Source organism: Kitasatospora sp. MAA4, assembly GCF_029893355.1.
In the GTDB taxonomy this organism is placed as follows: domain Bacteria; phylum Actinomycetota; class Actinomycetes; order Streptomycetales; family Streptomycetaceae; genus Kitasatospora.
Genome location: NZ_JARZAI010000014.1, coordinates 20,203 through 46,739, shown reverse-complemented (window position 1 = coordinate 46,739; position 26,537 = coordinate 20,203). Strand labels below are relative to the sequence as shown.

Annotated in this window: 23 protein-coding genes; 17 read left to right on the top strand and 6 right to left on the bottom strand. The window is 71.8% G+C overall.

Annotated features, from left to right (window positions below; all coding sequences use genetic code 11):
- Window positions 1-14 precede the first annotated feature (14 nt).
- From P3T37_RS19695 to P3T37_RS19675, 5 genes are all read left to right on the top strand, one after another.
- The gene (locus P3T37_RS19695; protein ID WP_280725043.1) at window positions 15-1,196 is read left to right on the top strand and encodes a branched-chain amino acid ABC transporter substrate-binding protein; all 1,182 of its coding nucleotides are present in this window, start codon (window positions 15-17) and stop codon (window positions 1,194-1,196) included.
- An 86-nt stretch (window positions 1,197-1,282) separates the two neighbouring features.
- Complete coding sequence (locus P3T37_RS19690; protein ID WP_280725042.1) at window positions 1,283-2,212, top strand: branched-chain amino acid ABC transporter permease; 930 nt, start codon at window positions 1,283-1,285, stop codon at window positions 2,210-2,212.
- A complete protein-coding gene (locus P3T37_RS19685) occupies window positions 2,209-3,552 on the top strand; it encodes a branched-chain amino acid ABC transporter permease (protein WP_280725041.1) in 1,344 nt (447 codons plus the stop codon). Before P3T37_RS19690 ends, P3T37_RS19685 begins: the two co-directional genes overlap by 4 nt.
- On the top strand, window positions 3,552-4,388 hold the full coding sequence (locus P3T37_RS19680; RefSeq protein ID WP_280725040.1) for an ABC transporter ATP-binding protein: 837 nt from the start codon (window positions 3,552-3,554) through the stop codon (window positions 4,386-4,388). The genes P3T37_RS19685 and P3T37_RS19680 overlap by 1 nt, the downstream gene beginning before the upstream one ends.
- Window positions 4,385-5,128: an ABC transporter ATP-binding protein gene (locus P3T37_RS19675; protein ID WP_280725039.1), complete on the top strand. Its 744-nt coding sequence runs from the start codon at window positions 4,385-4,387 to the stop codon at window positions 5,126-5,128. Before P3T37_RS19680 ends, P3T37_RS19675 begins: the two co-directional genes overlap by 4 nt.
- Before the next feature lie 5 nt (window positions 5,129-5,133).
- On the opposite strand, the gene P3T37_RS19670 is transcribed toward P3T37_RS19675, so the two are convergent.
- Complete coding sequence (locus P3T37_RS19670) at window positions 5,134-5,901, bottom strand: ferritin-like domain-containing protein (protein ID WP_280725038.1); 768 nt, start codon at window positions 5,899-5,901, stop codon at window positions 5,134-5,136.
- A gap of 253 nt (window positions 5,902-6,154) precedes the next feature.
- On the opposite strand from P3T37_RS19670, the gene P3T37_RS19665 reads away from it, so the two are divergent.
- From P3T37_RS19665 to P3T37_RS19650, 4 genes are all read left to right on the top strand, one after another.
- Window positions 6,155-7,279 (top strand): hypothetical protein, encoded by a 1,125-nt coding sequence (locus P3T37_RS19665; RefSeq protein WP_280725037.1) that lies wholly within the window; start codon window positions 6,155-6,157, stop codon window positions 7,277-7,279.
- A gap of 134 nt (window positions 7,280-7,413) precedes the next feature.
- A complete protein-coding gene (locus tag P3T37_RS19660) occupies window positions 7,414-7,995 on the top strand; it encodes a bacterial proteasome activator family protein (protein ID WP_280725201.1) in 582 nt (193 codons plus the stop codon).
- A gap of 362 nt (window positions 7,996-8,357) precedes the next feature.
- Complete coding sequence (locus tag P3T37_RS19655) at window positions 8,358-9,821, top strand: protein kinase (protein ID WP_280725036.1); 1,464 nt, start codon at window positions 8,358-8,360, stop codon at window positions 9,819-9,821.
- A gap of 95 nt (window positions 9,822-9,916) precedes the next feature.
- The gene (locus tag P3T37_RS19650) at window positions 9,917-11,761 is read left to right on the top strand and encodes a protein kinase (RefSeq protein ID WP_280725035.1); all 1,845 of its coding nucleotides are present in this window, start codon (window positions 9,917-9,919) and stop codon (window positions 11,759-11,761) included.
- A 9-nt stretch (window positions 11,762-11,770) separates the two neighbouring features.
- On the opposite strand, the gene P3T37_RS19645 is transcribed toward P3T37_RS19650, so the two are convergent.
- Together P3T37_RS19645 and P3T37_RS19640 are read right to left on the bottom strand one after the other, a co-directional pair.
- The gene (locus P3T37_RS19645; protein ID WP_348533259.1) at window positions 11,771-12,862 is read right to left on the bottom strand and encodes a phosphotransferase; all 1,092 of its coding nucleotides are present in this window, start codon (window positions 12,860-12,862) and stop codon (window positions 11,771-11,773) included.
- A 153-nt stretch (window positions 12,863-13,015) separates the two neighbouring features.
- Window positions 13,016-13,675 carry a response regulator transcription factor gene (locus P3T37_RS19640; protein ID WP_280725034.1) on the bottom strand — a complete coding sequence of 220 codons (660 nt, stop codon included), beginning with the start codon at window positions 13,673-13,675 and terminating at the stop codon, window positions 13,016-13,018.
- Between the two features lie 360 nt (window positions 13,676-14,035).
- Between P3T37_RS19640 and pdhA the strand changes: the two genes are divergently transcribed.
- From pdhA to P3T37_RS19625, 3 genes are read left to right on the top strand one after another with little or no spacing between them, the layout of a single operon-like run.
- Window positions 14,036-15,181 (top strand): pyruvate dehydrogenase (acetyl-transferring) E1 component subunit alpha, encoded by a 1,146-nt coding sequence (gene pdhA / locus P3T37_RS19635; protein ID WP_280725032.1) that lies wholly within the window; start codon window positions 14,036-14,038, stop codon window positions 15,179-15,181.
- A 7-nt stretch (window positions 15,182-15,188) separates the two neighbouring features.
- A complete protein-coding gene (locus tag P3T37_RS19630) occupies window positions 15,189-16,160 on the top strand; it encodes an alpha-ketoacid dehydrogenase subunit beta (protein ID WP_280725031.1) in 972 nt (323 codons plus the stop codon).
- Between the two features lie 12 nt (window positions 16,161-16,172).
- The gene (locus P3T37_RS19625) at window positions 16,173-17,585 is read left to right on the top strand and encodes a dihydrolipoamide acetyltransferase family protein (RefSeq protein WP_280725030.1); all 1,413 of its coding nucleotides are present in this window, start codon (window positions 16,173-16,175) and stop codon (window positions 17,583-17,585) included.
- Window positions 17,586-17,666: 81 nt separating this feature from the next.
- Here P3T37_RS19625 and P3T37_RS19620 read toward each other — a convergent pair whose 3' ends face one another.
- On the bottom strand, window positions 17,667-18,488 hold the full coding sequence (locus P3T37_RS19620; protein WP_280725029.1) for a hypothetical protein: 822 nt from the start codon (window positions 18,486-18,488) through the stop codon (window positions 17,667-17,669).
- Between the two features lie 192 nt (window positions 18,489-18,680).
- On the opposite strand from P3T37_RS19620, the gene P3T37_RS19615 reads away from it, so the two are divergent.
- The 3 genes from P3T37_RS19615 to P3T37_RS19605 all read left to right on the top strand — a co-directional run bounded on the left by P3T37_RS19615 (window position 18,681) and on the right by P3T37_RS19605 (window position 22,741).
- Window positions 18,681-19,919, top strand: coding sequence for a benzoate/H(+) symporter BenE family transporter (locus P3T37_RS19615; RefSeq protein WP_348533258.1), 1,239 nt, complete (start codon window positions 18,681-18,683; stop codon window positions 19,917-19,919).
- 137 nt (window positions 19,920-20,056) lie between these two features.
- The gene (locus P3T37_RS19610; protein ID WP_280725028.1) at window positions 20,057-21,304 is read left to right on the top strand and encodes a M64 family metallopeptidase; all 1,248 of its coding nucleotides are present in this window, start codon (window positions 20,057-20,059) and stop codon (window positions 21,302-21,304) included.
- 78 nt (window positions 21,305-21,382) lie between these two features.
- Window positions 21,383-22,741: an MFS transporter gene (locus tag P3T37_RS19605; RefSeq protein ID WP_280725027.1), complete on the top strand. Its 1,359-nt coding sequence runs from the start codon at window positions 21,383-21,385 to the stop codon at window positions 22,739-22,741.
- Window positions 22,742-22,791: 50 nt separating this feature from the next.
- Here P3T37_RS19605 and P3T37_RS19600 read toward each other — a convergent pair whose 3' ends face one another.
- Both P3T37_RS19600 and P3T37_RS19595 read right to left on the bottom strand, forming a co-directional pair.
- Entirely contained in the window at window positions 22,792-23,628 is an 837-nt protein-coding gene (locus P3T37_RS19600) for a Bro-N domain-containing protein (protein ID WP_280725198.1), read from the bottom strand.
- A gap of 191 nt (window positions 23,629-23,819) precedes the next feature.
- On the bottom strand, window positions 23,820-24,653 hold the full coding sequence (locus P3T37_RS19595; RefSeq protein ID WP_280725026.1) for a maleylpyruvate isomerase family mycothiol-dependent enzyme: 834 nt from the start codon (window positions 24,651-24,653) through the stop codon (window positions 23,820-23,822).
- A gap of 168 nt (window positions 24,654-24,821) precedes the next feature.
- On the opposite strand from P3T37_RS19595, the gene P3T37_RS19590 reads away from it, so the two are divergent.
- Both P3T37_RS19590 and P3T37_RS19585 read left to right on the top strand, forming a co-directional pair.
- A complete protein-coding gene (locus tag P3T37_RS19590; RefSeq protein WP_280725025.1) occupies window positions 24,822-25,619 on the top strand; it encodes a carbon-nitrogen family hydrolase in 798 nt (265 codons plus the stop codon).
- Between the two features lie 114 nt (window positions 25,620-25,733).
- Entirely contained in the window at window positions 25,734-26,525 is a 792-nt protein-coding gene (locus tag P3T37_RS19585) for a GntR family transcriptional regulator (protein WP_280725024.1), read from the top strand.
- Window positions 26,526-26,537 lie beyond the last annotated feature (12 nt).

Here is a 26,537-nt window from a genome sequence, read left to right as displayed (position 1 = left end):
GGCAAAGGTGCGTTATGCACAGAAGACGAATCATCGTGGCCGGCGTGCCGCTCCTCGCGGGAGTCCTGGCTCTCAGCGCGTGCTCCAGCAGCAAGAGCAGCAGCAGCGGGGGCGGCAAGCCGACTTACACGATCGGGTTTCAGGGACCGCTGACCGGGCCGAACGCCCAGCTCGGCATCAACATCGACTACGGCGTCAAACTCGCCGTCCAGCAGGCCAATGCCAAGGGCGACCTGCCGTTCACCCTCAAGGTGGCCGAGGCCGACGACCAGGGCGACCCGGCCAAGGGACCGACCGCGGCGCAGCAGCTGATCGGCGACAGCACCGTGGTCGGCGTGGTGGGTCCGACCTTCTCGGGCGCCACCAAGGCGGCCGAACCGCTGTTCACCCAGGCCGATCTGGCCTCGGTCAGCGCGTCGGCGACCAACTCCTCGCTCACCGATCCGAGCAACGGCTTCAAGACCTTCTTCCGGATCGTGCCGCCGGACTCCGCCCAGGGCACCTCGGCCGCCGACTACATGGCCAAGGTCCTGAAGGTGAAGTCGGTCTATCTGATCGACGACAAGTCGGACTACGGCGTCGGTCTGGCCGGCGACATCAAGACGCAACTGGGCACGGACAGCGTCCAGGTGATCAGCGACAGCGTCGCGGCCGGCACCAACGACTACTCCGCGGTGGCCACCAAGGTCGCCAACTCCGGTGCCCAGGCGATCTACTACGCGGGCTACTACGCCGACGCGGCTCCGCTGGCCAAGGCGATCAAGAACACCTCCTTCGCGGGCAAGACGATGTCCGACGACGGCAGCAACGACCCGAAGTTCATCTCGCTGGCCGGCCCGGCGAGCGAGGGCTGGCAGTTCACCTGCCCCTGCCTGTCGGCTGTGGCCGCCACCGACACCGCCACGAAGCAGTTCGTCTCCGACTACACCGCGCTGGCGAAGCAGCCTCCGGGAACGTACTCGCCGGAGGGCTTCGACACCACGAACACCCTCATCACCGTGATGAAGTCGATCGGCAATGGCGTCACGCGGGCCAAGGTCGTCGACGGTCTGCGGACCGTCGACTACACGGGTCTGACGAAGCAGATCAAGTTCCAGCCGAACGGTGACGTCACCGAGAAGGGCATCTTCGTCTACGAGGTCAAGGGCGGCCAGATCACCGAGCTCGGCACGGTGGACAAGCTGATCTCCGGCTGACCCGTCCCGGTCACCGGTCGGTGCGGACGCCTGCGGGGCCACGGCCACGCGGGCGTCCGCCGGCCCGCGTGGAGGAAAGACCCACCGTGTGTCTCACCCAGCACTTCTGGCAGTTCCTCGTCCCGGGCATCACCCTGGGTTCGCTGTACGCGCTGATCGCGATCGGCTACACGCTCGTCTACGGCGTGCTGCAACTGATCAACTTCGCGCACAGCGAGGTTTTCATGACAGGCGGCTTCGCCGGTCTCTTCATCACCCAGGCGCTGGTCACCGCCGGCCTGACCCCGCACGGCGCCGACTCGGTGCTCTACACCGTGACCGGGCTGGTCGGCGGCGCGGTGTTCGGCGCCGTCGTGGCCTTCCTGTTGGAGCGGGTCGCCTACCGGCCGCTGCGGCGGCGGAACGCGCCCAGGCTGGTGTACCTGATCACCGCGATCGGCGCGTCCCTGTTCCTGTCCAACCTGGCCGGCAAGCTCTTCGGCCGGGACCGGACGAACATCCCCGAGCTCTACGCCAACGACGTGGTCTTCACCCTGTTCGGGGCCCAGGTCCGGGTCCAGCAGCTGGTGATCATCGGAACGGCGCTGGCCATGATGCTTCTGCTGGACACCGTGGTGAACCGCAGCAAGCTCGGCGCCGGCATCCGGGCGGTGGCCCAGGACGCGCAGACCGCCAGCCTGATGGGCGTGAACATCAACCGGGTGATCTCGCAGACCTTCGTGATCGGCGGCCTGCTCGGCGGCGCGGCCGGCTTCCTGTTCGGCAGCTACCTGAACGTGCACTACCAGATGGGCTTCCTGCCCGGCATCAAGGCCTTCGCGGCGGCGGTCCTGGGCGGCATCGGCAACATCCGCGGCGCGATGCTCGGGGGCCTGCTGCTCGGCATCGTGGAGAGCGTCAGCCAGTCCTGCATGTCCAGTCAGTGGATCGACGTGGTGGCGTTCGTGGTGCTGATCCTGGTGCTGATGTTCCGTCCCACCGGCATTCTCGGGCAGCGGTTGGGGCGTGCGGCATGACGGTCGGCGAACTCCCGCTCGCCGTGCGCCGCCCGCGCCGGATCGATCCGCGCTGGCTGCGGCTGGGCGGCTGGCTGGTGCTCGGCGCCCTGCTGTGCGTGATGACCAGCACCGAGGAGGGCACCCCGAGCGACCACTGGCTGGTGGTGCGCACCGCGCTCGGCTCGACCAAGCTGATCGGCTGGCTGCTGGCGGGCGCGATCGTCTGGGCGCTGCTGGAGGTCTGGCGGGCCCGGGGCCTGGGGACGGTGGTCTCAGGGCGGACGGCCGGGGTGCGCGGCCGGTGGCACGAGATCACCGGCGGGCGCCGGGCCCACTGGCTGTTCCTGGGGATCGCGGCGGTGGCCGCGATCGTGATTCCGCAGTTCCTCAGCGAGTTCTACCAGCGGGTCCTGGTCGACCAGGTGGCGGTCTTCGTGCTGCTCGCGGTCGGCCTCAACGTGGTGGTCGGCTGGGCCGGTCTGCTCGACCTCGGCTACGTCGCCTTCTTCGCGATCGGCGCCTACACCGCCGGGTACTTCACCAGGGCGCTGCCGGTGAAGCCGCCGTTCCACCTCAATCCGTTCGTGATCCTGCCGGTCGCGGTCGTGGTCTGCCTGGTCGCCGGTCTGCTGCTGGGCGCACCGACGCTGCGGCTGCGCGGCGACTACCTGGCGATCGTGACGCTGGGCTTCCACGAGATCGTCCAGTTGTTCCTGGTGAACAAGAACAACTGGACGGGCGGCAACCAGGGCGCGTTCGGCATTCCGCACTTCTCGATCAACATCTTCGGCATCCACTACCAGTGGACCCTGGCGTCGCTGCCGTACTGGTACCTCTTCATCGCGATGCTGGCCGTCCTGGTGTTCCTCTTCGACCGCCTGGAGCACTCCAAGGTCGGCCGGTCCTGGACGGCGATCCGGGAGGACGAGGTGGCGGCGGCGGCCAACGGCGTGCCGACCGTCAAGTACAAGCTGATGGCCTTCGCGATCGGCGCGTCGACGTCCGGCCTGTCCGGGGTGCTCTACGCCTCGCGGATCGGGTACATCAACCCGGCGAGCTTCCCCGTGGTGCTGTCGATCACCGTGCTGTCGTACGTGATCTTCGGAGGCATGGGCTCGCTGGTCGGCGTGATCGTCGGTGCGGCACTGCTGACCTTCCTGCCGGCGGTCTTCCAGGAGCAGAACATCGTCCGCCAGGAGGACATCCCGATGTGGATCGGCGCGATCCTGGTGGTGATGATGATCTTCCGTTCGCAGGGGCTGATCCCGTCCCGCCGGCGCAGGCGGGAACTGGGGCTGGCGGCCCAGGGCGTCTCGGACGCCGACGCGATGTCCGAGACGCCGGAAGGGAGGGCGTGATGGCCACCCCGCAGGCGCGCGAGGAGGCGCTGCTGACCGTGCGGAAGGTGACCCTGCGGTTCGGCGGGCTGACCAGTCTCAGCGAGGTCGATCTGAGCCTGTACCGCGGCGAGATCCGGTCCGTCATCGGGCCGAACGGCGCCGGCAAGACCTCGCTCTTCAACTGCCTGACCGGGGTCTACACCCCGCAGGAGGGCACGATCGAGTTCATCACCGCGGACGGCACCCCGACCCAGCTGGTGAGCGGCCCGCCCCGGCGCCGCAGAAGCCGCAAACCGCATGTGGTGAACCGGGCGGGGATCGCCCGGACCTTCCAGAACATCCGGTTGTTCGCCGCGCTCTCCGCCTTCGAGAACGTGAAGATCGCGGCGGAGACCCGGCAGCGCACCGGACCGATCGGAGCGATGCTGCGACTGCCGCACGCCCGGGCCAACGAGCGCCGCAGCGACGCCCGCACCCGGGAGCTGCTGGACTTCGTCGGCCTGCGCCAGGTGGCCGACGAGCTGGCCTCCTCCCTGCCGTACGGCGTGCAGCGGCGACTGGAGATCGCCCGTGCCCTGGCCACCGATCCCGCGCTGCTGCTGCTGGACGAGCCGGCGGCCGGGACCAACCCCACCGAGAAACGCCAGCTGGAGGGGCTGATCCGGCGGATCAACACCGACCTGGGCGTGACCGTGCTGCTGATCGAGCACGACATGAAGCTGGTCATGTCGGTGGCCGACCGCGTGACGGTGCTCAACTTCGGCCGGGTGATCGCCGAGGGCCGGCCTGAAGAGGTGCAGCGCGACCCGGTGGTCGTCGAGGCGTATCTGGGATCCACCGAGGAGAAGCCATGACCTCCGAGGCACCTTCGAGCTCCTCCACGGCGGTCCTGGAGCTGCGCGGTCTGCATGTCTCGTACGGCGCCATCGAGGCACTGAAGGGCGTCGACCTGGTCGTCAACGAGGGCGAGGTGGTCACCCTGCTGGGCGCCAACGGCGCCGGCAAGACCACCACGCTCCAGGCGATCTCCGGCCTGCTGAAGCCCCGCGCGGGCGAGATCCGCTTCCACGGCGAGCGGGTCGACGGCATCCCGCCGCACGAAGTGGTCGCGCTCGGAATCGGCCACGCGCCCGAGGGCAGGCGGGTGTTCCCGCTGATGTCCGTCCTGGAGAACCTGCGGATGGGCGCCTACCGGTTCCGGCGGGTGCCCAGGGAGGAACTCGACCGGGTCTTCGGCCTGTTCCCGGTGCTCGCCCAGCGGCGCAACCAGGAGGCCGGCACGCTCTCCGGCGGCGAGCAGCAGATGCTGGCGATCGGCCGGGCCCTGATGGGACGCCCCAACCTGCTGCTGCTGGACGAGCCCTCGATGGGACTCGCCCCGCTGATCGTGAGTCAGATCTTCGACATCATCCAGGAGATCAACCAGCAGGGGACGACCGTGCTGCTGGTGGAGCAGAACGCGGCCCAGGCGCTGAAGCTGGCCGCCCGCGGCTACGTGCTGGAGACCGGCACGATCGTCATGAGCGCACCGGCCCGAGAACTCCTCAGCAACCCGCGGGTCCGCGCCGCCTACCTCGGCGAGGGCGCGGAGTAGCCGGGTCAGGCCGGGGCGGGCTCGCCCAGGGCGTTGTGGATGGCCGGCGTCCTGAGGCTGGTCATCCGGCGCCACCCGCCCAGCCGGTCGTAGAGGTAGGTCAGCTGGATGCCGAGGGCCAGCACCGCCGACTTGGGCCGCGACCAGCGCAGGATGGTTCCCATCTGGGCCATCACGGCCAGGCTGACGTCCCGGTAGGTGCGGATCTCGGCGCGGGCCGTGCGGCGCAGGACGTCGAGGATCTCGGGGCCGTGTCCGGCGGCCGACAGGCGGAGCAACTCCTCGTGGCAGTAGGCGAGGTGGTTGTCCTCGTCGGCGGAGATCATCCGCACCGCGCGGCCGATCTCCGGGTTCGTGCCGAAGACCCTGACCAGCAGCCGCATCTGCTCGGACGCGCGCTGCTCGGTGACCCGGCTGTGCGCGAGGTAGACGAGGACGTCGTGATCGGTCAGCGGGTCCTCGCGGCGCAGCCGGCTGTGCGCCAGACCGATGCCCTGCCGCTCCAGCAGCATGGTGTAGTCGGCCGAGTCCGGTACGCCGACGGGCTGGAGCCCGCGCTTGTGCAGCAGGGCGTTGAAGATCCGGCCGTGCTTGTCCTCGTCGGCGCCGTGCCGGGCGATCTTCGGGGCGAGCTCCTGGTCGGTGACCAGCGCGGCGATCCGGCCGTTCTCCCAGCCGCCCTGGTCCTCACCCTTGGCGGCGATGCTGCAGAAGAGGCGGAAGGCGTCGTCGTTGTCGTGGATCTCCTGGAACAGGCTGCGGGCCGAGATCACCTGGTACCGCCTTCCCGGCCGCCGCAGCGCCGATCGAGTCCCTTGCGGGCATGGTCGATCCAGTCAAGGGCGAGCCCGTGACAGGTCGCAACCGGAGCGTCCCCGGCCTGCGCTGCACGGGGGAGGCGGGCGGGTCCGGAGCGGCCGTCAGGCTTGAGATGCCGGGCGTGGCGGACTGTGTGACGCTGGTCCGGAGCTGTCCCGCTGCCGGTGCCGCCCTCGGGCCGCCGGCCGTCGGAAGGACTGTCCGTCCGTGGCCATCACCTCGCACTCGCTGTCCCCGCTTGCTCCGGCCGCCCGGTGTTCTGCCGGCGATGCGCCTGCCGGGCCGGCGGAGCCGTTCTCCCGTACCCGGGCCGCCTTCGGCAGGTGCCGGGCGTTGCGGGCCGCTCGGGCGGCCCGGCCGGCCCGGGTGCGGGCCGTGTCGCTGCGCAGGGCGCTGGCCCGCCGGCTGGTGGCCGGTGCGGGGCTCACGGCGCCGGTGCTGCTGTCGCTGGTGGTGCCCGCCGCGGCTGCGCAGGCGGCGCCGGCCGTTGCGGTGCCGGCCGTTGCGGTGCCGGCCGTTGCGGTGCCGGCCGTTGCGGTGCCGGCGCGCGGCGTGCTGAGCAGCGCGGCGGTTCCCGCCGGGGCGGTCGGCAGCCCGCCGACGCGTGTGCAGCTGCGGCCGATACCCCTGGCGCCGACGTCGCTGACCTCGGCGCCCGCCGCCCCCGGTGAACCACCCGACCCTCCTGACGCGGTCGCCCCGATCGAACCGCCGCCGAACGATGCTGACCCACCGTCAGCCGGTCCCTCCGGTGCCGCACCGGTAGCGCCTCCCGCACCCGTGACGGCCACGGCCTCCGCCGGACCGAGCCACACCGGCAGCCCCACCCCGGCGCCCTCGACCACCGCGCCCGCGACGACCGCCCCGGCGTCGGCCCCGCCGTCCGCGTCCGCGTCGGCCTCTGCATCCACATCTGCCTCCGCCTCCGCGCAGGCTCCCTCGGCCTCGGACTCCGCCGCTTCGGCGCCGAGCGGCGGTCCGGATCCGTCCGGATACCCCGCTCACGTATGGCCCGGCCACTGGGCCGCGGGGCGGCCCGCGGCGGCTGCTCCGCCGACTGCCACCGCCACGGCTCCCGCGGCAGCGGACGGCGGCGGTTCGGGATCGACGGACGACGCGGCGGCGAACCCGCCCGCTCCGGGCGACCCCGCCGGCGGCGGGCCCGTCGCGGGCGGGGCGGTGGCCTCGGTGCTCCCGGCGGCGCCGGCGGCGGGCGTGCAGTCGGCCGCCCGCTGGGCCGATCCGTCCAACCTCCAACTGCCGTTGGGCGCCGGGCTGGCCCTGATCGGACTGGGCCTGGCCCTGGTCGGCTACCGCCTGCGGCGCGGCTGAGCAGGCAAAGCGACAGGTCCGCCGCCGGATTGCGGGACCCAGGTCGGTTGACCCTCCCGATGCCCGAAGCATATGAAGGAGCTATGACGAAGCCGCTGGACGAACGGCCGGAGTACGAGCCGTATCAGGGATCGATGGGATCGACCGGACCGTCGAAGGACGGGCCGCAGCAGGTACTGATCGTGGGCCCGGACGGTATGGCGGTCGGCAGTGCCCCGGGAGGCGGTGGCCGGGCCTTCGGACGGTCCGGTGACGAGGGCGGTCCGCGCGAACTCCCGGTGACCGAGATGGTCGAGCAGCCGGCCAAGGTGATGCGGATCGGCAGCATGATCAAGCAGCTGCTCGAAGAGGTGCGGGCGGCTCCTCTCGACGAGGCCAGCCGGGTCCGGCTGAAGGCCATCCACGCCAGCTCCATCAAGGAGTTGGAGCTCGGCCTGGCGCCGGAGCTGGTCGAGGAGCTGGAGCGGCTGTCGCTGCCGTTCATGGACGACACCATCCCCACTGAGGCCGAGCTGCGGATCGCGCAGGCCCAGTTGGTCGGCTGGCTGGAGGGCCTCTTCCACGGCATCCAGACCGCGCTCTTCGCCCAGCAGATGGCGGCCCGGGCGCAGCTGGAGCAGATGCGTCGCGCGTTGCCGCCCGGCAGTCAGCCGGCCGACCACGACTTCGACGATCCGGACGACGGCCACAGCATGCGGTCCGGCCCCTACCTTTAGGGCCTGTCGCCGGAACCGGCGGCCCCGCACAACCGTCCGTACCTGGAGGACCCCGCGTGCCACCGCCGGACGCGGGCCCGGCCGCCCCTGCACCGCCCGTCGGGGCGCGGTGCCGATACCCTGGCCCCTGTCGACGGCCGATACCGGCCGCCGGCCGGGTCGGCCCGGTCGGCGGGGTCGGTGCGGGCGGCTCTGACGAGCCGTTCGGCAGGCTGTGCGGCGGTCCGGTCCACGGGGGGCCGGTCCGGCGGACTTTTCGACGGGCCACCCGACAGATCACCTGACAGGCCATCTGACAGGGCATCCGATCAACCACGTCGCGGCAGCGGTGTTCGGCCGTGCCGAGGGGGAAGCAGAGGACGATGAGCGAGGACGGCAGCACGGGTCACGGCCAGCCGCAGGAACAGCACTCGCTGGGCAACGGCAGGTACGTCCTCCAGCACCTGCTGGGCCAGGGCGGCATGGCGTCCGTCCACCTGGCGTACGACACGGTGCTGGACCGTCAGGTGGCGGTGAAGACACTGCACACCGAGCTGGGCCGCGAGCAGTCCTTCCGCGAGCGGTTCCGCCGCGAGGCGCAGGCGGTGGCCCGGCTGCAGCACACCAACATCGTCTCGGTCTTCGACAGCGGCGAGGAGGTCGCGACGGACGGTGCGACCACGCCGTACATCGTCATGGAGTACGTCGAGGGCCCCTCGCTGCGCGACGTGCTGAACCAGGCGATCGCCGAGCACGGCGCGATGCCCACCGAGCAGGCGCTGAAGATCACCGCCGCGGTGCTGGCCGCCCTGGACACCTCGCACGACCAGGGCCTGGTGCACCGCGACATCAAGCCCGGCAACGTCATGGTCAACACCAAGGGCATCGTCAAGGTGATGGACTTCGGCATCGCCCGGGCCATGCAGTCCGGTGTGACGTCGATGACCCAGACCGGCATGGTGGTCGGCACCCCGCAGTACCTGTCGCCCGAGCAGGCGCTGGGCAAGAGCGTGGACGCCCGCTCCGACCTCTACTCGGTGGGCTGCATGCTCTTCGAGCTGCTCACCGGCCAGCTGCCGTTCGACGGCGACTCGCCGTTCTCGATCGCGTACAAGCACGTCCAGGAGGAGCCGCCGGCGCCGTCCAGCCTCAACCGGGCGGTCCCGCCGGCGGTGGACGCACTGGTCGCCCGCGCGCTGCGCAAGGACCCGGGACACCGGTTCCCGACCGCCGAGACGATGCGCGAGGAGGTCGAGCGGGTCGCCGGCGGTGCGGCCACCGAGGGCGGCACGCCGCTGATGGCCAGCACGCCGCTGGTGATCGGCGAGGGCCCGCGGGCCGCGCACGCCGCGCACTCGCTGACCAACTTCCCGCAGGTCGGCGGCGACATCCGGACGCCGCAGCCGCAGGTCCAGCAGCCGTACCAGCCGACCCAGGCGCCGCCGGCGTACGGTCCGCAGACCCCGCCGCCGGCGTTCGTCCAGCAGACCCCGCCGCCGCGCTTCCAGCAGGGCTACCAGACCCCGCCGCCGCAGTACCAGACGCCGCCGTCCGCCTTCCCGCAGCAGCAGCAGGCGCACACTCCGCCGCCGATGCAGCAGGCCGGGCCGTACGCGCCGCAGCGCCCGGTGGCGCCCAGCGGCACCAACGGGTGCTCGACCGCGCTGGTGATCATCGGTGTGATCATCGGCCTCATCGTGCTGGTCGCGATCATCATCGCGATCGTGGCGAGCAAGACCACCAACACCAACAGCACCGACGGCGGCACGTACGGCAGCGCGCCGCGGCCCGCGGCGGTCGTCGCGCCGCTCTCCCCGGGGTCCGGAGGGCTCCCGCCCGTCCTGTGACGCATTCCGCGCCCGGGTGCCCGAGGCGGTAGCGTTCTGGTGAAGTGAATCGAATGGGCGACCGCGACGAGAGCGTCGGCCCGGGGCGAGGAGTAATGGCACAGACGCAGCAGCCGGGCGACGGCGAGGGAGACCACCTCGCCTCCGGCACCGGCCAGGAGCCGGAGCAGAACGACGCCACCCGCGAGACGCCCCGCTTCCCCGACCGGGACCGCGGCGCCTCCTCACCCGACGAGACCACGGCCGCCCGCGCGGCGGGCCAGGCCCCCGCGGCCGAGGGCCCGGCCACCCCGAGCCGCGGCACCGCCGCCGCGCTCGGCACCCTCGGCGACGGCCGCTACCGGCTGACCCACCGGCTCGGCCGCGGCGGCATGGCCGAGGTGCTGGCCGCGCAGGACGTCCGGCTGGGCCGGACCGTCGCGGTCAAGCTGCTGCGCCCCGAGCTGGCCCAGGACGAGGTGGCCCGGCTGCGGTTCACCCGGGAGGCTCATTCCGTCGCGGGGCTCAACCACCACTCGATCGTCGCTGTCTACGACACCGGCGAGGACTTCCTCGGCGGCGAGTCCACCCCGTACATCGTGATGGAGCTGGTCGAGGGCCGCACCGTCCGCGAGCTGCTGGTGGACGAGGAGGCGCCGCCGGTCGACCAGGCGCTGATCATCATCGCCGGGGTGCTGGAGGCGCTGGACTACAGCCACCGGCACGGCATCGTGCACCGCGACATCAAGCCCGCCAACGTGATCATCACGACCTCGGGCGCGGTCAAGGTGATGGACTTCGGCATCGCCCGGGCGCTCACCGGCGCGGCCAGCACCATGACTCAGACCGGCATGGTGATGGGCACCCCGCAGTACCTCTCGCCCGAGCAGGCGCTCGGCAAGCCGGTGGACCACCGCTCCGACCTGTACGCGGCCGGCTGCATGCTCTACGAGCTGCTGACGCTGCGCCCGCCGTTCACCGGCGACACCCCGCTCGCGGTGGTCTACCAGCACGTCCAGGACGCGCCGGTACCGCCGTCCCGGGTGAACGCGCGGGTGCCGCAGCAGTTCGACGCGCTGGTGCTGCGTTCGCTGGCCAAGAGCCCGGACGACCGGTTCCAGAGCGCGGACGAGTTCCGCGCGCACCTCCAGCACGCGCTGCGCGAGATGCACGGCGCTGCCGGCGGCACCCTCGGCGGCGGGTACCCGGGCTACCAGGGCACGCCGAGTGACGGGACGGCGGTCACCGAGGCGTTCGGGATGGCCCAGAACCCGTCCGACGCGACCACCGTGCTGCCCTACGGTGCGCCCACCGCGGCGTTCGGCACGCCGGCCGCGCCCTACCAGGGGGCGGACTACCAGGGGGCGGACTCCGGCTCCGGCGGCTACGGCCAGGGCGGGTACGGCTCGGGCGGCCACGGCGGCTCCGGCGGGCAGAACGGCTACAACGGGCACAACGGGCACGGCGGCGGTCACGACGACGGCTACGACGAGCCGCCGCGCCGCCGGCGCACGGCGCTGGCCTGGGTGGTCGGCCTGCTGCTGGTGGCGGGCGGCGGGGTCGGCATCGCCATGGCGGTGAACAACAGCTCCAACTCGCCGACGACCCCGACGCAGTCCACCGCGCCGGTCGACCCGTCGACGGACCAGTCGACCGAGACGCCGTCGGTGACGCCGTCGCCGAGCCCGGCCCGCACGCACGTCCCGACCCAGTCGAGCGGCGACTACCCGCCGCAGACCCCGTCGAACAGCTACACGCGGCCGTCCCGTTCGGCCTCGGCGTCCGCCTCGGCGTCGTCCTCGGCTTCGGCCTCCTCGTCGGCTTCCGCGTCCTCGTCGGCCTCGGAGTCGGCGTCGTCGTCGGCCAGCTCTCCCGCGTCGAACCCGGCGTCTTCCGCGTCGACCTCGGAAAAGCCCGTGCCCCCCACGAGCCACGCCTCCCCGCCGCTGTCCGTCCCGTAGCGGCAGCCCTCAGTTCACGAACGCGTCCAGCACCTGTTCGTACTCCTGGCACCACCACACCGTCTGTGCGGCGGCGGCCGGGAAGAGCTGGTCGGCGCGCTGGTCGGCGCGCTGGTAGCGCCACTGCAGCATCCAGAAGTCGTTGAGCCGCTCCCACCAGACCCGGTGCGCCGCCGCCGCCAGCTCCTCGGCCGGCGCGCCGGCGGCCTCGCGGTAGCCGCGGGCGTAGCGGCGGACCCGGGCGAGGTCGAGTTCGCCGGTCACCGGGTCGTTGAAGATCAGAGTGGCGGCCCGGACCACCTCCTCGCCGCGTGGCCGGACGCCCAGCCGGTCCCAGTCCAGCACCGCGACCACCCGCCCGTCCCGGTGCAGCAGGTTGAGGCCGTGGAAGTCGCCGTGCACCCAGCCGGCCGGCCCGGCGGCCTCCGGCGCGGGCCGCCGGTGGCCGTACGCCTCCAGCAGGGCGGCGCGCTCGGTCAGCCGGCGTTCGGCGAGCCGGTCGAACGGGCCGTACGGGCGGTGCCGTCGGGCCAGCTCCAGCAGCTCGCCGAGCAGGGCGGCGGTGGCCCGGGGGTCGGCCGTCGGCTGCCTGGACGGTTGCACAACGGGGGCGCAGACCCGGGCGAGTGCGCCGTGCAGCCGGCCGAGCAGCGCGCCGAGCTCCTCGCACTCCAGCAGCTCGAGCTCGGATCCGGTGCGGTGCGCGCCCGGTACCCAGGGAAAGAGCGCGAACCGCCGCCCGTCACAGTCGGTGACGGTCTGCCCGTCCCGGCCGGCCAGCGGCGGCGCGATCGGCAGTCCGCGGGCGTACAGCGCGGTGGTCGCCCGGTGCTGGGCGGTGATCGCGGGCAGGGTCGCGGTGGCGCGGTCGACGTAGCACTTGAGGAAGTAGACGCCGGCGCTGCTGGTCACCCGGTAGCCCCGGTTGAGCAGACCCTCGGCGACCGGCTGCGCCTCGATCAGCCGCCCGGCGCGGTAGCCGCGCAACACTCGGGCGAGTACGAACCGCGAAACCGGCGGGCTCATCGTCCCGACGGGTGGAGCGGTGGCATCCGGTCCCTCCAGTACGACTGCTGTGGAGGTGAACTGACTCTCTGTCACGCTCGGTCATCGTAGCGACGGGCGCCGAACGCGGCCCGGATGCTCGAAAATGCCTGCTTATGATCATCAGTCTGATCTTCACCGTCGATGACGGAGCGTGAACTGTCCGGCCCTGCGCGGACCGTGCCGCAAGTGATCAGTGGGGCGGACGGGTCACCGGTTCTGTTCCGCGCCCAGCCGGGCGACGTAGGCGGCGGCCTGGGTGCGGCGCTCCATGCCGAGTTTCGCGAGCAGACTGGACACGTAGTTCTTGACGGTCTTCTCGGCCAGGTGCAGTTCGCTGCCGATCTGCCGGTTGGTCATCCCCTCGCCGATCAGTTCCAGGATCCGGCGCTCCTGCTTGGTGAGCTGGGCGAGCCGCTCGTCCTCCTTCTCGCCGCCCTGCCGCAGCCGCTCCAGGACGCGCCCGGTCGCCACCGGGTCGAGCAGCGACTTGCCGGCCGCCACGTCCCGTACGGCGGAGAGCAGGTCGCTGCCGCGGATCGCCTTGAGGACGTACCCCGAGGCCCCGGCCATGATCGCGTCGAAGAGCGCCTCGTCGTCCGAGAAGGAGGTGAGCATCAGGCACCGGATGTCGGGGTGCTGCGAGCGGATCTCGCGGCAGACCTCCACGCCGTTCCCGTCGGGCAGCCGGACGTCGAGTACCGCCACGTCGGGGTGGACGGCGGGGATCCGGGTGATCGCCTCGGCGGCGGTGCCGGCCTCGCCGACCACCTCGATGTCGTCCTCAACGGTGAGCAATTCGTGAACCCCTCGCCGGACCACCTCATGATCATCTAGCAGGAAAACCCTGATTTGTCCGTTTCCAGTCACCGGTAAAGGCTCCCATATGGTCATAGAGAAGGCCTATCGCCCGCACCGGGCGCCCACACAATCTGTCTGATCCACCCCCTTACGCGAAACGCGCTGCCCGGATAGCGTGCGCAGGTGTCCTGTACGGCACCGCCGGAGCGAGGTTCGAGCCCGGCCCGACCCACACCCAGGTCGGAACAACTAGGACGTCCTCATTCAGGCGCGACACGAGCGCCCGCTGGGTAACGTTCTGGTGAGACGCCGTCGGAAAAGGATCACCACCAGCCCCGTAGTCGGTGCGCCCACCCTGCGCACTGTGCGAGGCGGTGACCGGACCGGTCACCGGCGACCCCGGGCGGCCGGACAGACCGAGGAGTAAACGTGACCGTCAAAAGCACGGCGAGGGCGCGCAAGAAGGCCGCCCCCGGCGTCCCTGACAACCTCCACGCGGGGAAGGACGCCCCGGCCGAGCTGATTCAGCTGCTCACCCCCGAAGGCGAACGGGTCGAGAACCCGGACTACCCGCTGGTCATCGAGGCGGACGAGCTGCGCTCGCTCTACCGGGACCTGGTGCTGGTCCGGCGGTTCGACGCCGAGGCGACCGCGCTCCAGCGGCAGGGCGAGCTGGGCCTGTGGGCCTCGCTGCTCGGCCAGGAGGCGGCCCAGGTCGGCAGCGGCCGCGCGATGCGGGAGAACGACTACGCCTTCCCCACCTACCGCGAGCACGGCGTGGCCTGGTGCCGCGGGGTGGACCCGCTCAACCTGCTCGGGATGTTCCGCGGGGTCAACCACGGCGGTTGGGACCCGAACGAGAAGAACTTCCACCTGTACACGATCGTGATCGGCTCGCAGACCCTGCACGCGACCGGCTACGCGATGGGCATCACCAAGGACAGCGCCGAGGACGCCGTGATCGCCTACTTCGGCGACGGCGCCTCCAGCCAGGGCGACGTCAACGAGGCCTTCACCTTCGCCTCGGTCTACAACGCCCCGGTGGTCTTCTTCTGCCAGAACAACCAGTGGGCGATCTCCGAGCCCACCACCAACCAGACGAAGATCCCGCTCTACCGCCGCGCCTCCGGCTTCGGCTTCCCCGGCGTCCGGGTGGACGGCAACGACGTGCTCGCCTGCCTGGCGGTCACCCGCTGGGCGCTGGACCGCGCCCGCAACGGCGGCGGCCCGGTGCTGATCGAGGCCTTCACCTACCGGATGGGTGCGCACACCACCTCCGACGACCCGACCCGCTACCGCGCGGCCGAGGAGACCGAGTCCTGGCGTGCCAAGGACCCGATCTCCCGGCTCAAGGCGCACCTGGAGCGTGAGGGCCTGGCCGACGAGGACTTCTTCGCGGCGATCGACGCCGAGAGCGAGACCCTCGGCCTGCGGGTGCGCGAGGGCGTCCGCTCGATGCCCGACCCGGATCCGACCCTGATCTTCGACCACGTGTACGCCGAGCCGCATGCCTTGGTGACCGAGGAGCGGGCCGAGTACGTCGCGTATGCGGAGTCTTTCGAGGGCGGGGAGTAGTCCGATCATGTCCAAGCTCACCATGTCGAAAGCCATCAACGAAGGCTTGCGCCACTGCCTCGAGACCGACCCCAAGACCCTGATCATGGGTGAGGACGTCGGAAAGCTGGGTGGCGTCTTCCGCGTCACCGACGGCCTGCAGAAGGACTTCGGCGAGGACCGGGTGATCGACACCCCGCTCGCCGAGTCCGGCATCGTCGGCACCGCGATCGGCCTCGCGCTGCGCGGCTACCGGCCGATCGTGGAGATCCAGTTCGACGGCTTCGTCTACCCGGCCTTCGACCAGATCGTCACCCAGCTGGCCAAGATGCACGCCCGTGCACTGGGCCACGTCAAGATGCCGATCACGATCCGGATCCCCTACGCGGGTGGAATCGGCGCCGTCGAGCACCACAGCGAGTCGCACGAGGCGTACTTCGCGCACACCGCCGGTCTGCGGGTGGTCACGCCGTCCAACCCGGACGACGCGTACTGGATGCTGCGCCAGTCGGTCGAGTCCGACGACCCGGTGATCTTCCTGGAGCCGAAGGCCCGCTACTGGGACAAGGCCGAGATCAGTGCCGCCCCGGCGCTGGACCTGCACACCGCGAAGGTGGTCCGGTCGGGCACCGACCTGACGCTGCTGGCGTACGGCCCGATGGTCAAGGTCTGCCTGGAGGTGGCCGCGGCCGCCGAGGAGGACGGCCGGCACCTGGAGGTCGTCGACCTGCGTTCGCTCTCGCCCGTCGACTTCGACACCCTGGAGGCGTCGGTCAAGCGCACCGGGCGGGCCGTCGTGGTGCACGAGGCACCGGTCTTCATGGGCATGGGCGCGGAACTCGCCGCCCGGCTCACCGAGCGGTGCTTCTACCACCTGGAGGCGCCGGTCCTGCGGGTCGGCGGCTACCACGCGCCGTACCCGCCGTCCCGGGTCGAGGAGCAGTACCTGCCCGACCTGGACCGGGTGCTGGACGCCGTCGACCGCGCGCTGGCGTACTGAGAGGGAGTGGCGATGACCACCGAAGTTCGTTCGCTCCGTGAATTCAGGATGCCCGACGTCGGCGAGGGGCTGACCGAGGCCGAGATCCTCAAGTGGTACGTCCAGCCGGGCGACACCGTGACAGACGGCCAGGTCGTCTGCGAGGTCGAGACGGCGAAGGCGGCCGTCGAGCTGCCGATCCCCTTCAACGGGACGGTCGAGTCGCTGTTCTTCCCCGAGGGGTCGACGGTCGACGTCGGCACCGCGATCATCTCGGTCGCGGTCCTCGGCGCCGCTCCGGCACCGGCCGCCGCGCCGGCCGCGGCGCCCGCTCCCGTCCCCGCGGCTGCTCCGGCAGCCGAGGAGGCCGCCGAGCCGGCCCGCCGCGAGGTGCTGGTCGGGTACGGGCCGCGCACCGGCGCCGTGCAGCGCCGGGCCCGCCGGACGGTCGCGCCCGCCGCGGCTGCCGTGGCGGCTCCGGTCGCGGCTTCTGTCGCGCCGGTCGCCGTGGCCCAGACGGCCGCCCCGGTCGTCGAGACGGGCGAGCGGCCGCTGGCGAAGCCGCCGGTCCGCAAGCTGGCCAAGGACCTCGGCATCGACCTGCGGGCCGTCCGGCCCACCGGTCCGGACGGGATCATCACCCGCGAGGACGTCCACGCCGCCGCGGCCCCGGCCGCGCCGGCCGTGGTCGAGACGCCGGCCCCGGTCGCCGCCTCGGTGGAGGCCCCCGTGCTCGCCACCGGCGCCGACCAGCGGATCCCCGTCAAGGGCGTCCGCAAGGCCACCGCGCAGGCGATGGTGGCCTCCGCCTTCACCGCGCCGCACGTCACCGAGTTCGTCCAGGTCGACGTCACCCGCACGATGAAGCTGGTCCGCACGCTCAAGGAGACCGGCGAACTGGGCGCGGGGGTGCGGGTCAGCCCGCTGCTGCTGGTCGCCAAGGCGCTGCTCACCGCGTTCAAGCGGCACCCGGAGATCAACGCCAGCTGGGACGAGCCCAACCAGGAGATCGTCCTCAAGGGCCAGGTCAACCTCGGGATCGCCGCGGCGACCCCGCGCGGCCTGATCGTGCCGAACATCAAGAACGCGGGCGCGCTGACCCTGTCCGGTCTCGCGGTCGAGCTCGGTTCGCTGATCGACACCGCGCGCCAGGGCAAGACCTCGCCCGCCGACATGCAGGGCGGCACGGTCACCATCACCAACGTCGGCGTCTTCGGCGTCGACACCGGGACCCCGATCCTGAACCCCGGCGAGGCCGCCATCCTGGCCTTCGGCGCGGTCCGGGAGCTGCCCTGGGTGCACAAGGGCAAGGTGGTGCCCCGCCAGGTCACCACGCTGGCGCTCTCCTTCGACCACCGGATGGTCGACGGCGAGCTGGGCTCCAAGGTGCTGGCCGACGTCGCGGCCATCCTGGAGCGTCCCAAGCGCCTGATCACCTGGGGCTGACGCCCCGCTGAACGGCCGAAGGGCCCCATCCCCCGCCCGGAGGATGGGGCCCTTCTCCGTTACCGGTGGGCGGAGCGGCGCCTACCGGTGGGTGGAGCGGCGCCGCCGGCCGAGGACGAAGGCGCCGGCACCGAGCACGACCAGGGCACCGCCGGCGCCGAACAGCGGCGCGGCCGGGCTGTCGGAAGCGGTGGTGGCGAGCCGCGGAGCCGCGGTGGCGGGGGGCGTCGGCTGCGCGGCGGCCGGGCTCGCGGCGACCGCGGCGGCGGGCTTTGCGCTCGGGGAGGCGGCCCGCAGCACCTTGAGCGTGTGCGACATGGGCCGGCCGTAGGCGTCCGGGCTGGAGAACATCAGGATCTGCGTCTGGCTGCTCGGCGCGGCGGCCGAGAGCGCGATCCGGAACTCGACCCGCATGGCGTGACCTGCCGCGACCTGCTGGGCGACCGAGGAGGTGTCGGCGTGGATGGTCGGGTCGCAGCCGGGCAGCACCGGCAGCGTCTTCCACTGGCCGGCGACCATCGCCTGGACGGTGAAGTCCGCGGGCCGCAGGGCGGCCCCGCCCGGCTGGCCCCCGTCGGGGTTGTAGAACGCGAGGTCCGGGGCGATCAGCCCGCCGGCGCTCCCGGCGACCGGGCCGACCTCCTCGCCCACCTCGATCGCGGGACCCCCGGCGGTGATGCTGTCGGGGACGACGGGGATGAACCCGCCCTCGCCGGAGCTCACCACATGCCCACCGGCCGCCGACGCGGACGCGTCCCCGCAGGCGTAGGCGGCGGCCGTGCCGCCCGGGAGGAGCGGAACGGCGGCGCTGATGAGCAGCGCGGCCGCCGCGGTGGCCAGGGCGCGGCGCGGGAGGGCGGAGGGGATGTTCTTCGCGAAGGCGGAGGTAACGGACGCTCGCATGACGTGTTTCCTTAGGGCCTGGTGCTGACGAGTGCTTGGAGTGAAGGTGGCCGGTTCTCGAATGTCCCCCCGGCCCCTGCCGGTCTCGCTCTACCTGCCTTCATCTGTATGGACGTGCATCCCCTCCGGGGGTTGCAGGTGGGATCAGATTATTTTCGAGCCGGTTGTCGAGCCTTCCTGAATACTGCTCAGGTGGCAGAACCGGGCACCCTCCAGACCACCTCCCACTCCGATGGGACGCAGGTCCTGCACGCGTACGCGCTGCGCCGGGACGTCTCGCTCCCCGCGGTGCTGGCCGGGATGATCGCCATCGTCGTCTGCTTCTCCGGACCGCTGGTGGTGGTGCTCGCTGCCGCTGCCGCCGGACGGCTCGACCAGGCGCACACGGTGTCCTGGATATGGGCCGTCGCGATCGGCAGCGGGCTGACCTCGCTGCTGCTCAGCTGGTACACCAGGACGCCGGTGATCACCGCCTGGTCGACGCCTGGTGCGGCACTGCTCGTCACCAGCCTTGGTTCGTACTCCTACCCATCGGCGATCGGTGCATTCCTGGTCAGTGGCGTGGTCGTGGCACTGCTCGGAGTCACCGGACTGTTCGGACGGCTGATCCGGACGGTGCCGACCGGCGTGGTGAACGCGATGCTGGCCGGCATCCTGTTCAGCTTCGGCACCGATGTCTTCACCGCGCTGCACACCGCGCCGGCCGTGGTGCTGTCGGCCCTTGCGGCCTTCCTGCTCGCCAAGCGGCTGCTCCCGCGCTACGCCGTCCCGATCGCGCTGCTGACCGGCGGCCTGGCCGCCGCGCTCACCGTCGGGCTCCCGCTGCACCTGGGGCACGGCGGCTTCGCGCACCCGGTGGTGACCGCGCCCGGCTTCGATCCGGCGGCGCTGGTCGGACTCGCGCTGCCGCTCACCATCGTCGCGCTGGCCTCGCAGAACGCCCCCGGGCTCGGCGTGCTGCGGTCCTCCGGCTACCAGCCCGACGACCGGCTGCTGATCGGCGCGACCGGCGCGGCGTCGGTCCTGCTGGCCCCCTTCGGCTCGCCCGGCATCAACATCGCCGCGATCACGGCCGCGATCTGCACCAGCCCCGAGAGCCACCCCGATCCGCGCCGCCGCTATGTCGCGGGGATGGCCACCGGCCTGTTCTACCTGCTGGTCGGCAGCTTCGGCGGGGTGCTGGTGAGCCTCTTCACCGGCCTGCCGGGCGCGCTGGTCGCGGTGGTCGCGGGGGTGGCCCTGCTCGGGTCCTTCCAGGGCAGCCTGGCCGCCGCGGTCGCCGACGAGCAGGGACGGGACGCCGCGGTGGTGACCTTCCTGGCCACCGCCTCGGGGATGTCGCTGTTCGGCATCGGCGCGGCCTTCTGGGGCCTGCTGCTCGGGGTGGGCACCCACCTGGTGCTGCGCGGCTGGTGGCCGCGACGCGGGTGAGGCCGGCCGGGTGATCCGTTGCGCCAGTCCGGTGAGATGTTCGACAGGAAGTCGGTTAGTCGGTCGGGGCGGGGTACGTGTTCGCGACCCCCACCCGAGCGCCCGCCGGGTGACCGGAGCACCGAGGACCCGTCCGTATGACGCCTGGCAACCCTGGCCGTCTCATCCGGAGTCTGGCCGCACTCGTCCTGCTCGCGGCAGCCGTGCTGCCGGCCGCCCTGGAAGTGGCCGGTCCGGCGCCGTTCGCCGTCATCGGCCCGTCGGCCGGAGCGGCCACCGACCGGGCGGTGCCGCCGCACGAGCGCTCGGGCGTCGTCTCGGCGCACCTGCGCAGCGTGGGAGCGGCCCCGACGGTCGACATACGCCGGACCGGCGACCCGGCCAACCGGATCACCCTGGTCCTGCTCGGCGACGGCTACACCGAGAGCCAGCAGGACCTGTTCCGGCAGCAGGCCGACCAGTCCTGGCGCGCGCTGATGGACATCGAGCCGTTCCGGACCTACCAGGGCTACTTCAACATAAGGCGGGTCGAGGTGATCTCCCCGGTCTCCGGGATCGCGGAGAGCGACACCAAGAACCGCAAGCCCAGCACCCCGCTCGGCATGCACTTCTGGTGCGAGGGCACCGCGCGGCTGCTCTGCGCGGACGAGGCGGCGACCGCCCGGTACGCGGGCGAGGGCGAGGGGCCGCAGTACCTGATCGCGCTGGCCAACTCCACCGAGTACGGCGGCGCCGGGGGGACGGGGGTGACCACCCTCTCGGGCGGCAGCTCGGACGCCGGGCGGATCATCCAGCACGAGATAGGGCACACCGTGGGTGATCTCGGGGACGAGTACGACAGCGCCCCGAACGACGCCGACTACCCCAACCTCTCCACCCAGGGCGCCGACGTGATGCAGCGGGACCACCTCAAGTGGTGGCGCTGGCTCGGCGCGCAGTCGCCGGACGGCGGCGGGACGGTCGGGGCCTACCGCAGCGCCAACGGCATCTACCGCCCGACCGCCGACTCCGTGATGCGCACCCTGGGCGGCAGCTACAACCTGCCCTCGCGCGAGGCGATCATCGAGCAGATCTACCGCCGGCTCTCCCCGACGGACGGCGCCTCGCCCGCCCCCGGCGACGTCACGGGCCGCCCCCGGCTCTCCGTCAGCCCGCTCCCGCTGACCGGCCCGCGCCAGCTCCAGGTGGAGTGGAAGGTCGACGGGCGGACGGTGGACCCGCAGTCCGAGGACCGGACCTGGTTCGACCCCGGCTCGCTGGCGCTGGCGCCCGGCCAACGCGTGGCGGTGACCGCGACCGTGCGGGACACCACGGACTGGGTGCGGGACGAGGCGTTCCGGGACCAGCACATGACGCGCACGGTGCGCTGGGTGCTGAAGGGATGAAGGGGAGTTCGCGGGCATCCGGAAAACCCGATGTGTGCGATCAATAGGTGGGATGACTAGTCTGGGCGCACTATGCCCGTGGACCCAGCCAGTGCCACCCGCTCCCCGTCCGTCCCTGGTCCCCGCACCTCAGCGGCCCCGACCGCGGTGCCGCCGGCGGCCGCCGATCCGGCGGCTGATCCGGCGGCCGGGCCTCCCGGCGGGCGCGCCGCGTGGTTCGCCTGGGCCATCGGCGTCAGCGTCTACGTCCTCGCGGTGATCCACCGCACCAGCCTCGGGGTGGCCGGACTGGACGCCGCCCAGCGGTTCGGGGTGGGAGCCTCGGCACTTTCGACCTTCTCGATCCTCCAGGTCCTGGTCTACGTGGCCATGCAGATACCGGTCGGCCTGATGGTCGACCGGTTCGGGCCGCGCCGGGTCCTGATGCTGGGCATCACGCTGCTCAGCGTCGGCCAACTGGCGTTCGCGTTCAGCTCCGCCTTCGGGCCCGCGCTGGTCTCGCGCGCGGTGCTGGGCTGCGGGGACGCGATGACCTTCATCAGCGTCCTGCGGGTCGCCGCCCGCTGGTTCCCGGCCGCCCGGAACGCGCTGGTCATGCAGCTCACCGGGCTGGCCGGGATGGTCGGCAACCTGGTGACCACCGTGGTGCTGGCGCAGGCCCTGCACTCCGAGGGCTGGACGCCCACCTTCGCCGCCGTCGCCCTGCTCGGCGTCGGTGGCTTCGCGCTCGTCGCGCTGCTGCTGCGCGAGGCGCCGGGGACGGCGGTGGTTGCGCAGCCGGCGGCACCGGTCCGGGTGCCCGTACGGGCCCAGATCAGGAGCTCCTGGCGCGAGCCCGGCACCCGGCTGGGCATGTGGGTGCACTTCACCACCGCCTTCCCGGCCGGTGCGTTCTCGCTGCTCTGGGGCCTGCCGTACCTGGTGGAGGGCCAGGGCATGAGCCGGGCCGACGCGGGCGCGATGCTGACCGTGCTGGTCTTCAGCACGATGTTCTTCTCGCTGCTCATCGGACGGCTGCTGGCCCGCTCGGCGCGGGCCCGGATGCCGATCGTCCTCACGGTGATCACGGCCACCGGCTGCTGCTGGGCCGCGGCGCTGGCCTGGCCGGGCGGACACCCGCCGTTCTGGCTGCTGGTGCTGCTGCTGATCGTGATGGGGAGCAACGGCCCGGCCTCACTGGTCGGCCTCGACTACGCCCGCTCGTACAACCCCGCCGAGCGCCTCGGCACGGCGTCGGGCATCGCGAACATGGGCGGCTTCATCGCCATGGTGATCACCCTCCTCGGGATCGGCGTCCTGCTGGACGCCCTCTCCCCGGGCACCGGCGCGACGTACTCGGCGGGGGCGTACCGGGTGGCGTTCTGCTGGATGTACGTGCCGATGCTGGTCGGGATGGCGATGATTCTGCGGCTGCGGGGGAAGGTGAAGGGTTTCTGAGCTGTGGAAACGCGGTAACCCTCGTTTCAGACGAGGGTTACCGCGTTCATTCACGCAGCCATGTACCGCATCAGCTCGGCGACCTGCTGCGGGCTCCCGTGGATCCTCGCCTCACCGAGTTCGACCAGCATCAGGCCGGTCGAGACCAACGGCTCGGGCTCCGGCTCCGGAACGGTCTGGTCGGTGGCCGGTTCGGCGGACATCCGCCGGATCAGCTCGACCAGCTTGAGCTTCCCGCAGCGCGGTATGGCCTTGCCACCCCGGATGCCAACAAGCTCCACGCTCGGGCACTGGAAGTACGCCCCGAACGGCGGACCGCTGTCCTCCGCGCGCCCCGGCACGTGGAACTCCATCTCGCCGTGCCGACAGTGCACGGTCCCGTCGGAGCGCACGTGGATGCCGGGCGAGCCGTCGCGATCGATCTCGGCGACGATCTGGATCTGCTGTCCGATCGCCTCCGCGAGGGTTTCCGCCATCCGCTGCCGCTGCGTCGGGATGTCGGTGTCGCCGCGCCGGATGGAGGGGAGGAGGTCGCTGGTGACCCACTCCTGGAAGGGGGCGGCGGAGGGCTTCTTCGACCTCATGATCAAGGTGTAGAGGCCCGCCTCGCTGACCACGTTCAGGAGGGGGTTGTTGTTGGTGTAGGGCAGACCACCTGCGGAAATGCCCCAACCCTTACTTGAAGTAAGGGTTGCCCGCCTCAAGTCGACGGTAGTGGTCTCACTCTCCGCGACCAGCTTGCTGGCCCGGCTCGGGTTGCCTCGGCCGAGGATCCGGCAGACGTCCGTGGTGGCGAACCACGGGTCTCCCGCGATCATCACCACCCGGATCGGCTGCCCCGTCACCGGGAAGCTCGTTCTCATCAGCACCATGCCGACGTCGTCCATCTCGGGCACCCCCACTTTCTCTAGGAATGGGATGTGTCCGGATCAACGACGTCGAACGCCTGCGGTACTGGCACCGCACGACCGCGCGGGTGTGCGAGGAGTGCTCGCCCGGCGCGCGGTCGTACGTGTACGCCAAAAGGGTTGTAACGCCCCGTCGGCGTGTCGTGCTGAGAAGTCAGGATGGCAGGGCGTCAGGGCGTCACCGAGAAGTTGGCCAGGATGCGCTCGGCCAGCTCGGTGTCGCCGTCGGCACGGACCGAGCCCGCCACCGCCTCCGGCCGGACGCGGCCGGTGGCCAGGCGCAGGTAGGTCTCCCAGTCGAGGGTGAACTGCACGTCGGGGCCCAGGGTGACCTGGCCGTCGACCGAGGCGTGCCCGGTGTCGTCCACCCGGACGGTGCGCAGGAACTCCAGCGGGCCGGTGACGTCGAAGGCGACGGTGCTGCCTGCGGGAGCGCCGGCCAGCTTGGCGACCACCTTGGGCAGGCCGCCCACCAGCACGTCGCGGGTGACCGCGGCGCCCGGCGAGGCCAGGTTGCCGGGGGTGCGCAGGGTGCGGCGCAGGTCCTGCTCGTGCACCCAGACGTCGAAGACCCGCAGCCGCAGCAGCTGGTGGTACGGGACGTCGTAGGAGAACGGGCCGGCCGGCCAGCGCACCATCTCGGTCGCCTCGGTCCTGGCGGTGCGCAGGGCGCGCGAGCGCCGGATGATCACGTAGTCCAGCTCCCCGGTCATCTCGGGGGTGGTGTGGCAGCGCCGCTTGTCGACCGGGAGTTCGTAGTAGCGGGACAGCTCGTCCTTGACGTGCCGCAGGTCGCTGGGGAGCGAGTGGATCGGACGCGGGTCGCCGAGCAGCTCGGACTCGATCGCGATCACATGCGAGACGATGTCCCGGACCGACCAGCCCGGAAGCTCGGTGGCCCGGTTCCAGGCGTCGCCGGGCAGCGGTGCGACGAGTTCCGATATGGCCTCGATCGACTGCGTCCACGCATCGGTGTAGGCCTGCACGGCCTGATTGTCGGTCACGGGTGTTCTCCGGTCCTCCGTCAGCTGCCTACTCGCACGCCCAGGACAGGTGAAGACGGGAATCCCGGCTTCCGGGCGCACGCGCTAACCGCACGTTACGCTGCCGGGGAGAGCAGAGCAGCGCTTTCGGGTGACGATCGTAGGCCTCTTGTCGTGGACGGTGGTAATGTGCGCGCCTCATTGATCCAACTCTCCGTCTCGGACGCCGAACCGATGTCCGAGCGCCGCGCCCGGGCGGTAGCGCTGATCCGTGCCCAGGAGGCCGCCGACCTGGTGGTCCTGCCGGAGCTCTGGGGGCTGGGCGCCTTCGCCGACGCGGCCTGGTCCGCGGGGGCCGAGCCGCTGGACGGGCCGACCGCTGACGCGATGTCAACGGCCGCTCGGGCCACCGGAGTCTGGCTGCATGCGGGCTCCATCGTCGAGCGCGACCCGGACGGGCCGATCTACAACACCTCGCTGCTCTTCTCGCCGGACGGCGAGCTGGTGCGCACGTACCGCAAGATCCACCGCTTCGGCTTCGACAGCGGCGAGGCGGTCACCATGGGCGCCGGTCAGGAGATCGTGACGGCCGCCTCGGACTTCGGCGTGCTGGGCCTGGCGACCTGCTACGACCTGCGCTTCCCCGAGCTGTTCCGGGCCCTGCTGGACGCCGGGGCCGAGCTGCTGGTGGTGCCGGCCTCCTGGCCCGAGCGCCGCCGCGAGCACTGGACGCTGCTGGCCCGGGCGCGGGCGGTGGAGGAGCAGGCGTACGTGCTGGCCTGCAACGCCGCGGGGACGCACGGCGGCGTCGAACAGGCGGGCCACAGCCTGGTGGTGGACCCGTGGGGCCGGGTGCTGGCCGAGGCCGGCGCGGGGGAGCAGGTGCTGACCGTGGACTTCGATCCGACGGAGGTCGCCAAAGCCCGTGCGGAGTTCCCGGTGCACCGGGACCGCCTGCTCGGCATCCCCGCTCCGGTCCAGCGCTGAGCCCTCCCGCCTCGGGTCGAACGGAAGGCGGCGGTGGATGTGTGCGTGATCTTCACAGGTTTGAGAAGATGACCCCTCCACCCCGCCCGCCCAGCGCCTGAGGAGGTCGTGCCCATGGTCAGTACCGGTCTCGGACGCTTTCCGATCCAGCGCAACAGCCTTCGCGAGCAGATCGCGGGGGCGCTGCGCGAGGAGATGATGGCCGGACGGCTGGCGGCGGGCAGCAACTTCACCGTGAAGGAGATCGCCGAGCTGTACGGCGTCTCCGCCACCCCCGCCCGCGAGGCGATGGTCGACCTGGCGGCGCAGGGTCTGCTGCGCACCGAGCACCACCGCGGCTTCACCGTCCCGGTGCTGGGCTGGTCCGACTTCCTGGAGATCTTCGAGGCCCGGGCGCTGCTCACCGACAGCGCCTTCCGCCAGCTGGCGACGCGGGCCAGCGGCTACGACTGGTCCAGGCTGCCGTCGCTGCGCCGCCGGGCCGACGCGGCCGCGCGGGCGGCCCGGACCGGGCAGCTGGACGTGCTGGTCGGCTGCGACCGGCGGTTCTGGCAGGAGCTCTCCCTCTTCCTGGAGAACCGGCGGATCGCCGACTACCTGGACTGGCTGCGGGTCCAGTCCTGGATGTTCGCGGCGCCCTACCTGCGGGCCCGCGAGAACCTGGCCGGGGTGAGCTGGGCCCGGCACGGCGAGCTGGTCGACCTGATCGAGGCCCGGGACCTGCCCGGGGTGCGAACGCTGGTGAACGACTCCAACCTGGCCACCGTGCGGCTGCTGGCGGCGCTGACCGGCGAGCCGCTGGAGAGCGTCTCGGTGCTGCCGCTGCTGACCGGTGAGCCGGCCTCCGGCCCGCTGCCGCAGCCCCGGTCACTGCTGCCCTCCCCGTACGGTCCACTGGGCCGGTAGGGTGGATCGGGT

Coding starts and splice junctions, on each gene's coding strand:
- P3T37_RS19695 (WP_280725043.1), top strand. CDS start 15: ATGCACAGAAGACGAATCATCGTGGCCGGCGTGCCGCTCCTCGCGGGA.
- P3T37_RS19660 (WP_280725201.1), top strand. CDS start 7,414: ATGGGATCGACCGGACCGTCGAAGGACGGGCCGCAGCAGGTACTGATC.
- P3T37_RS19650 (WP_280725035.1), top strand. CDS start 9,917: ATGGCACAGACGCAGCAGCCGGGCGACGGCGAGGGAGACCACCTCGCC.
- P3T37_RS19680 (WP_280725040.1), top strand. CDS start 3,552: ATGGCCACCCCGCAGGCGCGCGAGGAGGCGCTGCTGACCGTGCGGAAG.
- P3T37_RS19620 (WP_280725029.1), bottom strand. CDS start 18,488: ATGCGAGCGTCCGTTACCTCCGCCTTCGCGAAGAACATCCCCTCCGCC.
- P3T37_RS19610 (WP_280725028.1), top strand. CDS start 20,057: ATGACGCCTGGCAACCCTGGCCGTCTCATCCGGAGTCTGGCCGCACTC.
- P3T37_RS19585 (WP_280725024.1), top strand. CDS start 25,734: ATGGTCAGTACCGGTCTCGGACGCTTTCCGATCCAGCGCAACAGCCTT.
- P3T37_RS19625 (WP_280725030.1), top strand. CDS start 16,173: ATGACCACCGAAGTTCGTTCGCTCCGTGAATTCAGGATGCCCGACGTC.
- P3T37_RS19600 (WP_280725198.1), bottom strand. CDS start 23,628: ATGGACGACGTCGGCATGGTGCTGATGAGAACGAGCTTCCCGGTGACG.
- P3T37_RS19685 (WP_280725041.1), top strand. CDS start 2,209: ATGACGGTCGGCGAACTCCCGCTCGCCGTGCGCCGCCCGCGCCGGATC.
- P3T37_RS19630 (WP_280725031.1), top strand. CDS start 15,189: ATGTCCAAGCTCACCATGTCGAAAGCCATCAACGAAGGCTTGCGCCAC.
- P3T37_RS19655 (WP_280725036.1), top strand. CDS start 8,358: ATGAGCGAGGACGGCAGCACGGGTCACGGCCAGCCGCAGGAACAGCAC.
- P3T37_RS19675 (WP_280725039.1), top strand. CDS start 4,385: ATGACCTCCGAGGCACCTTCGAGCTCCTCCACGGCGGTCCTGGAGCTG.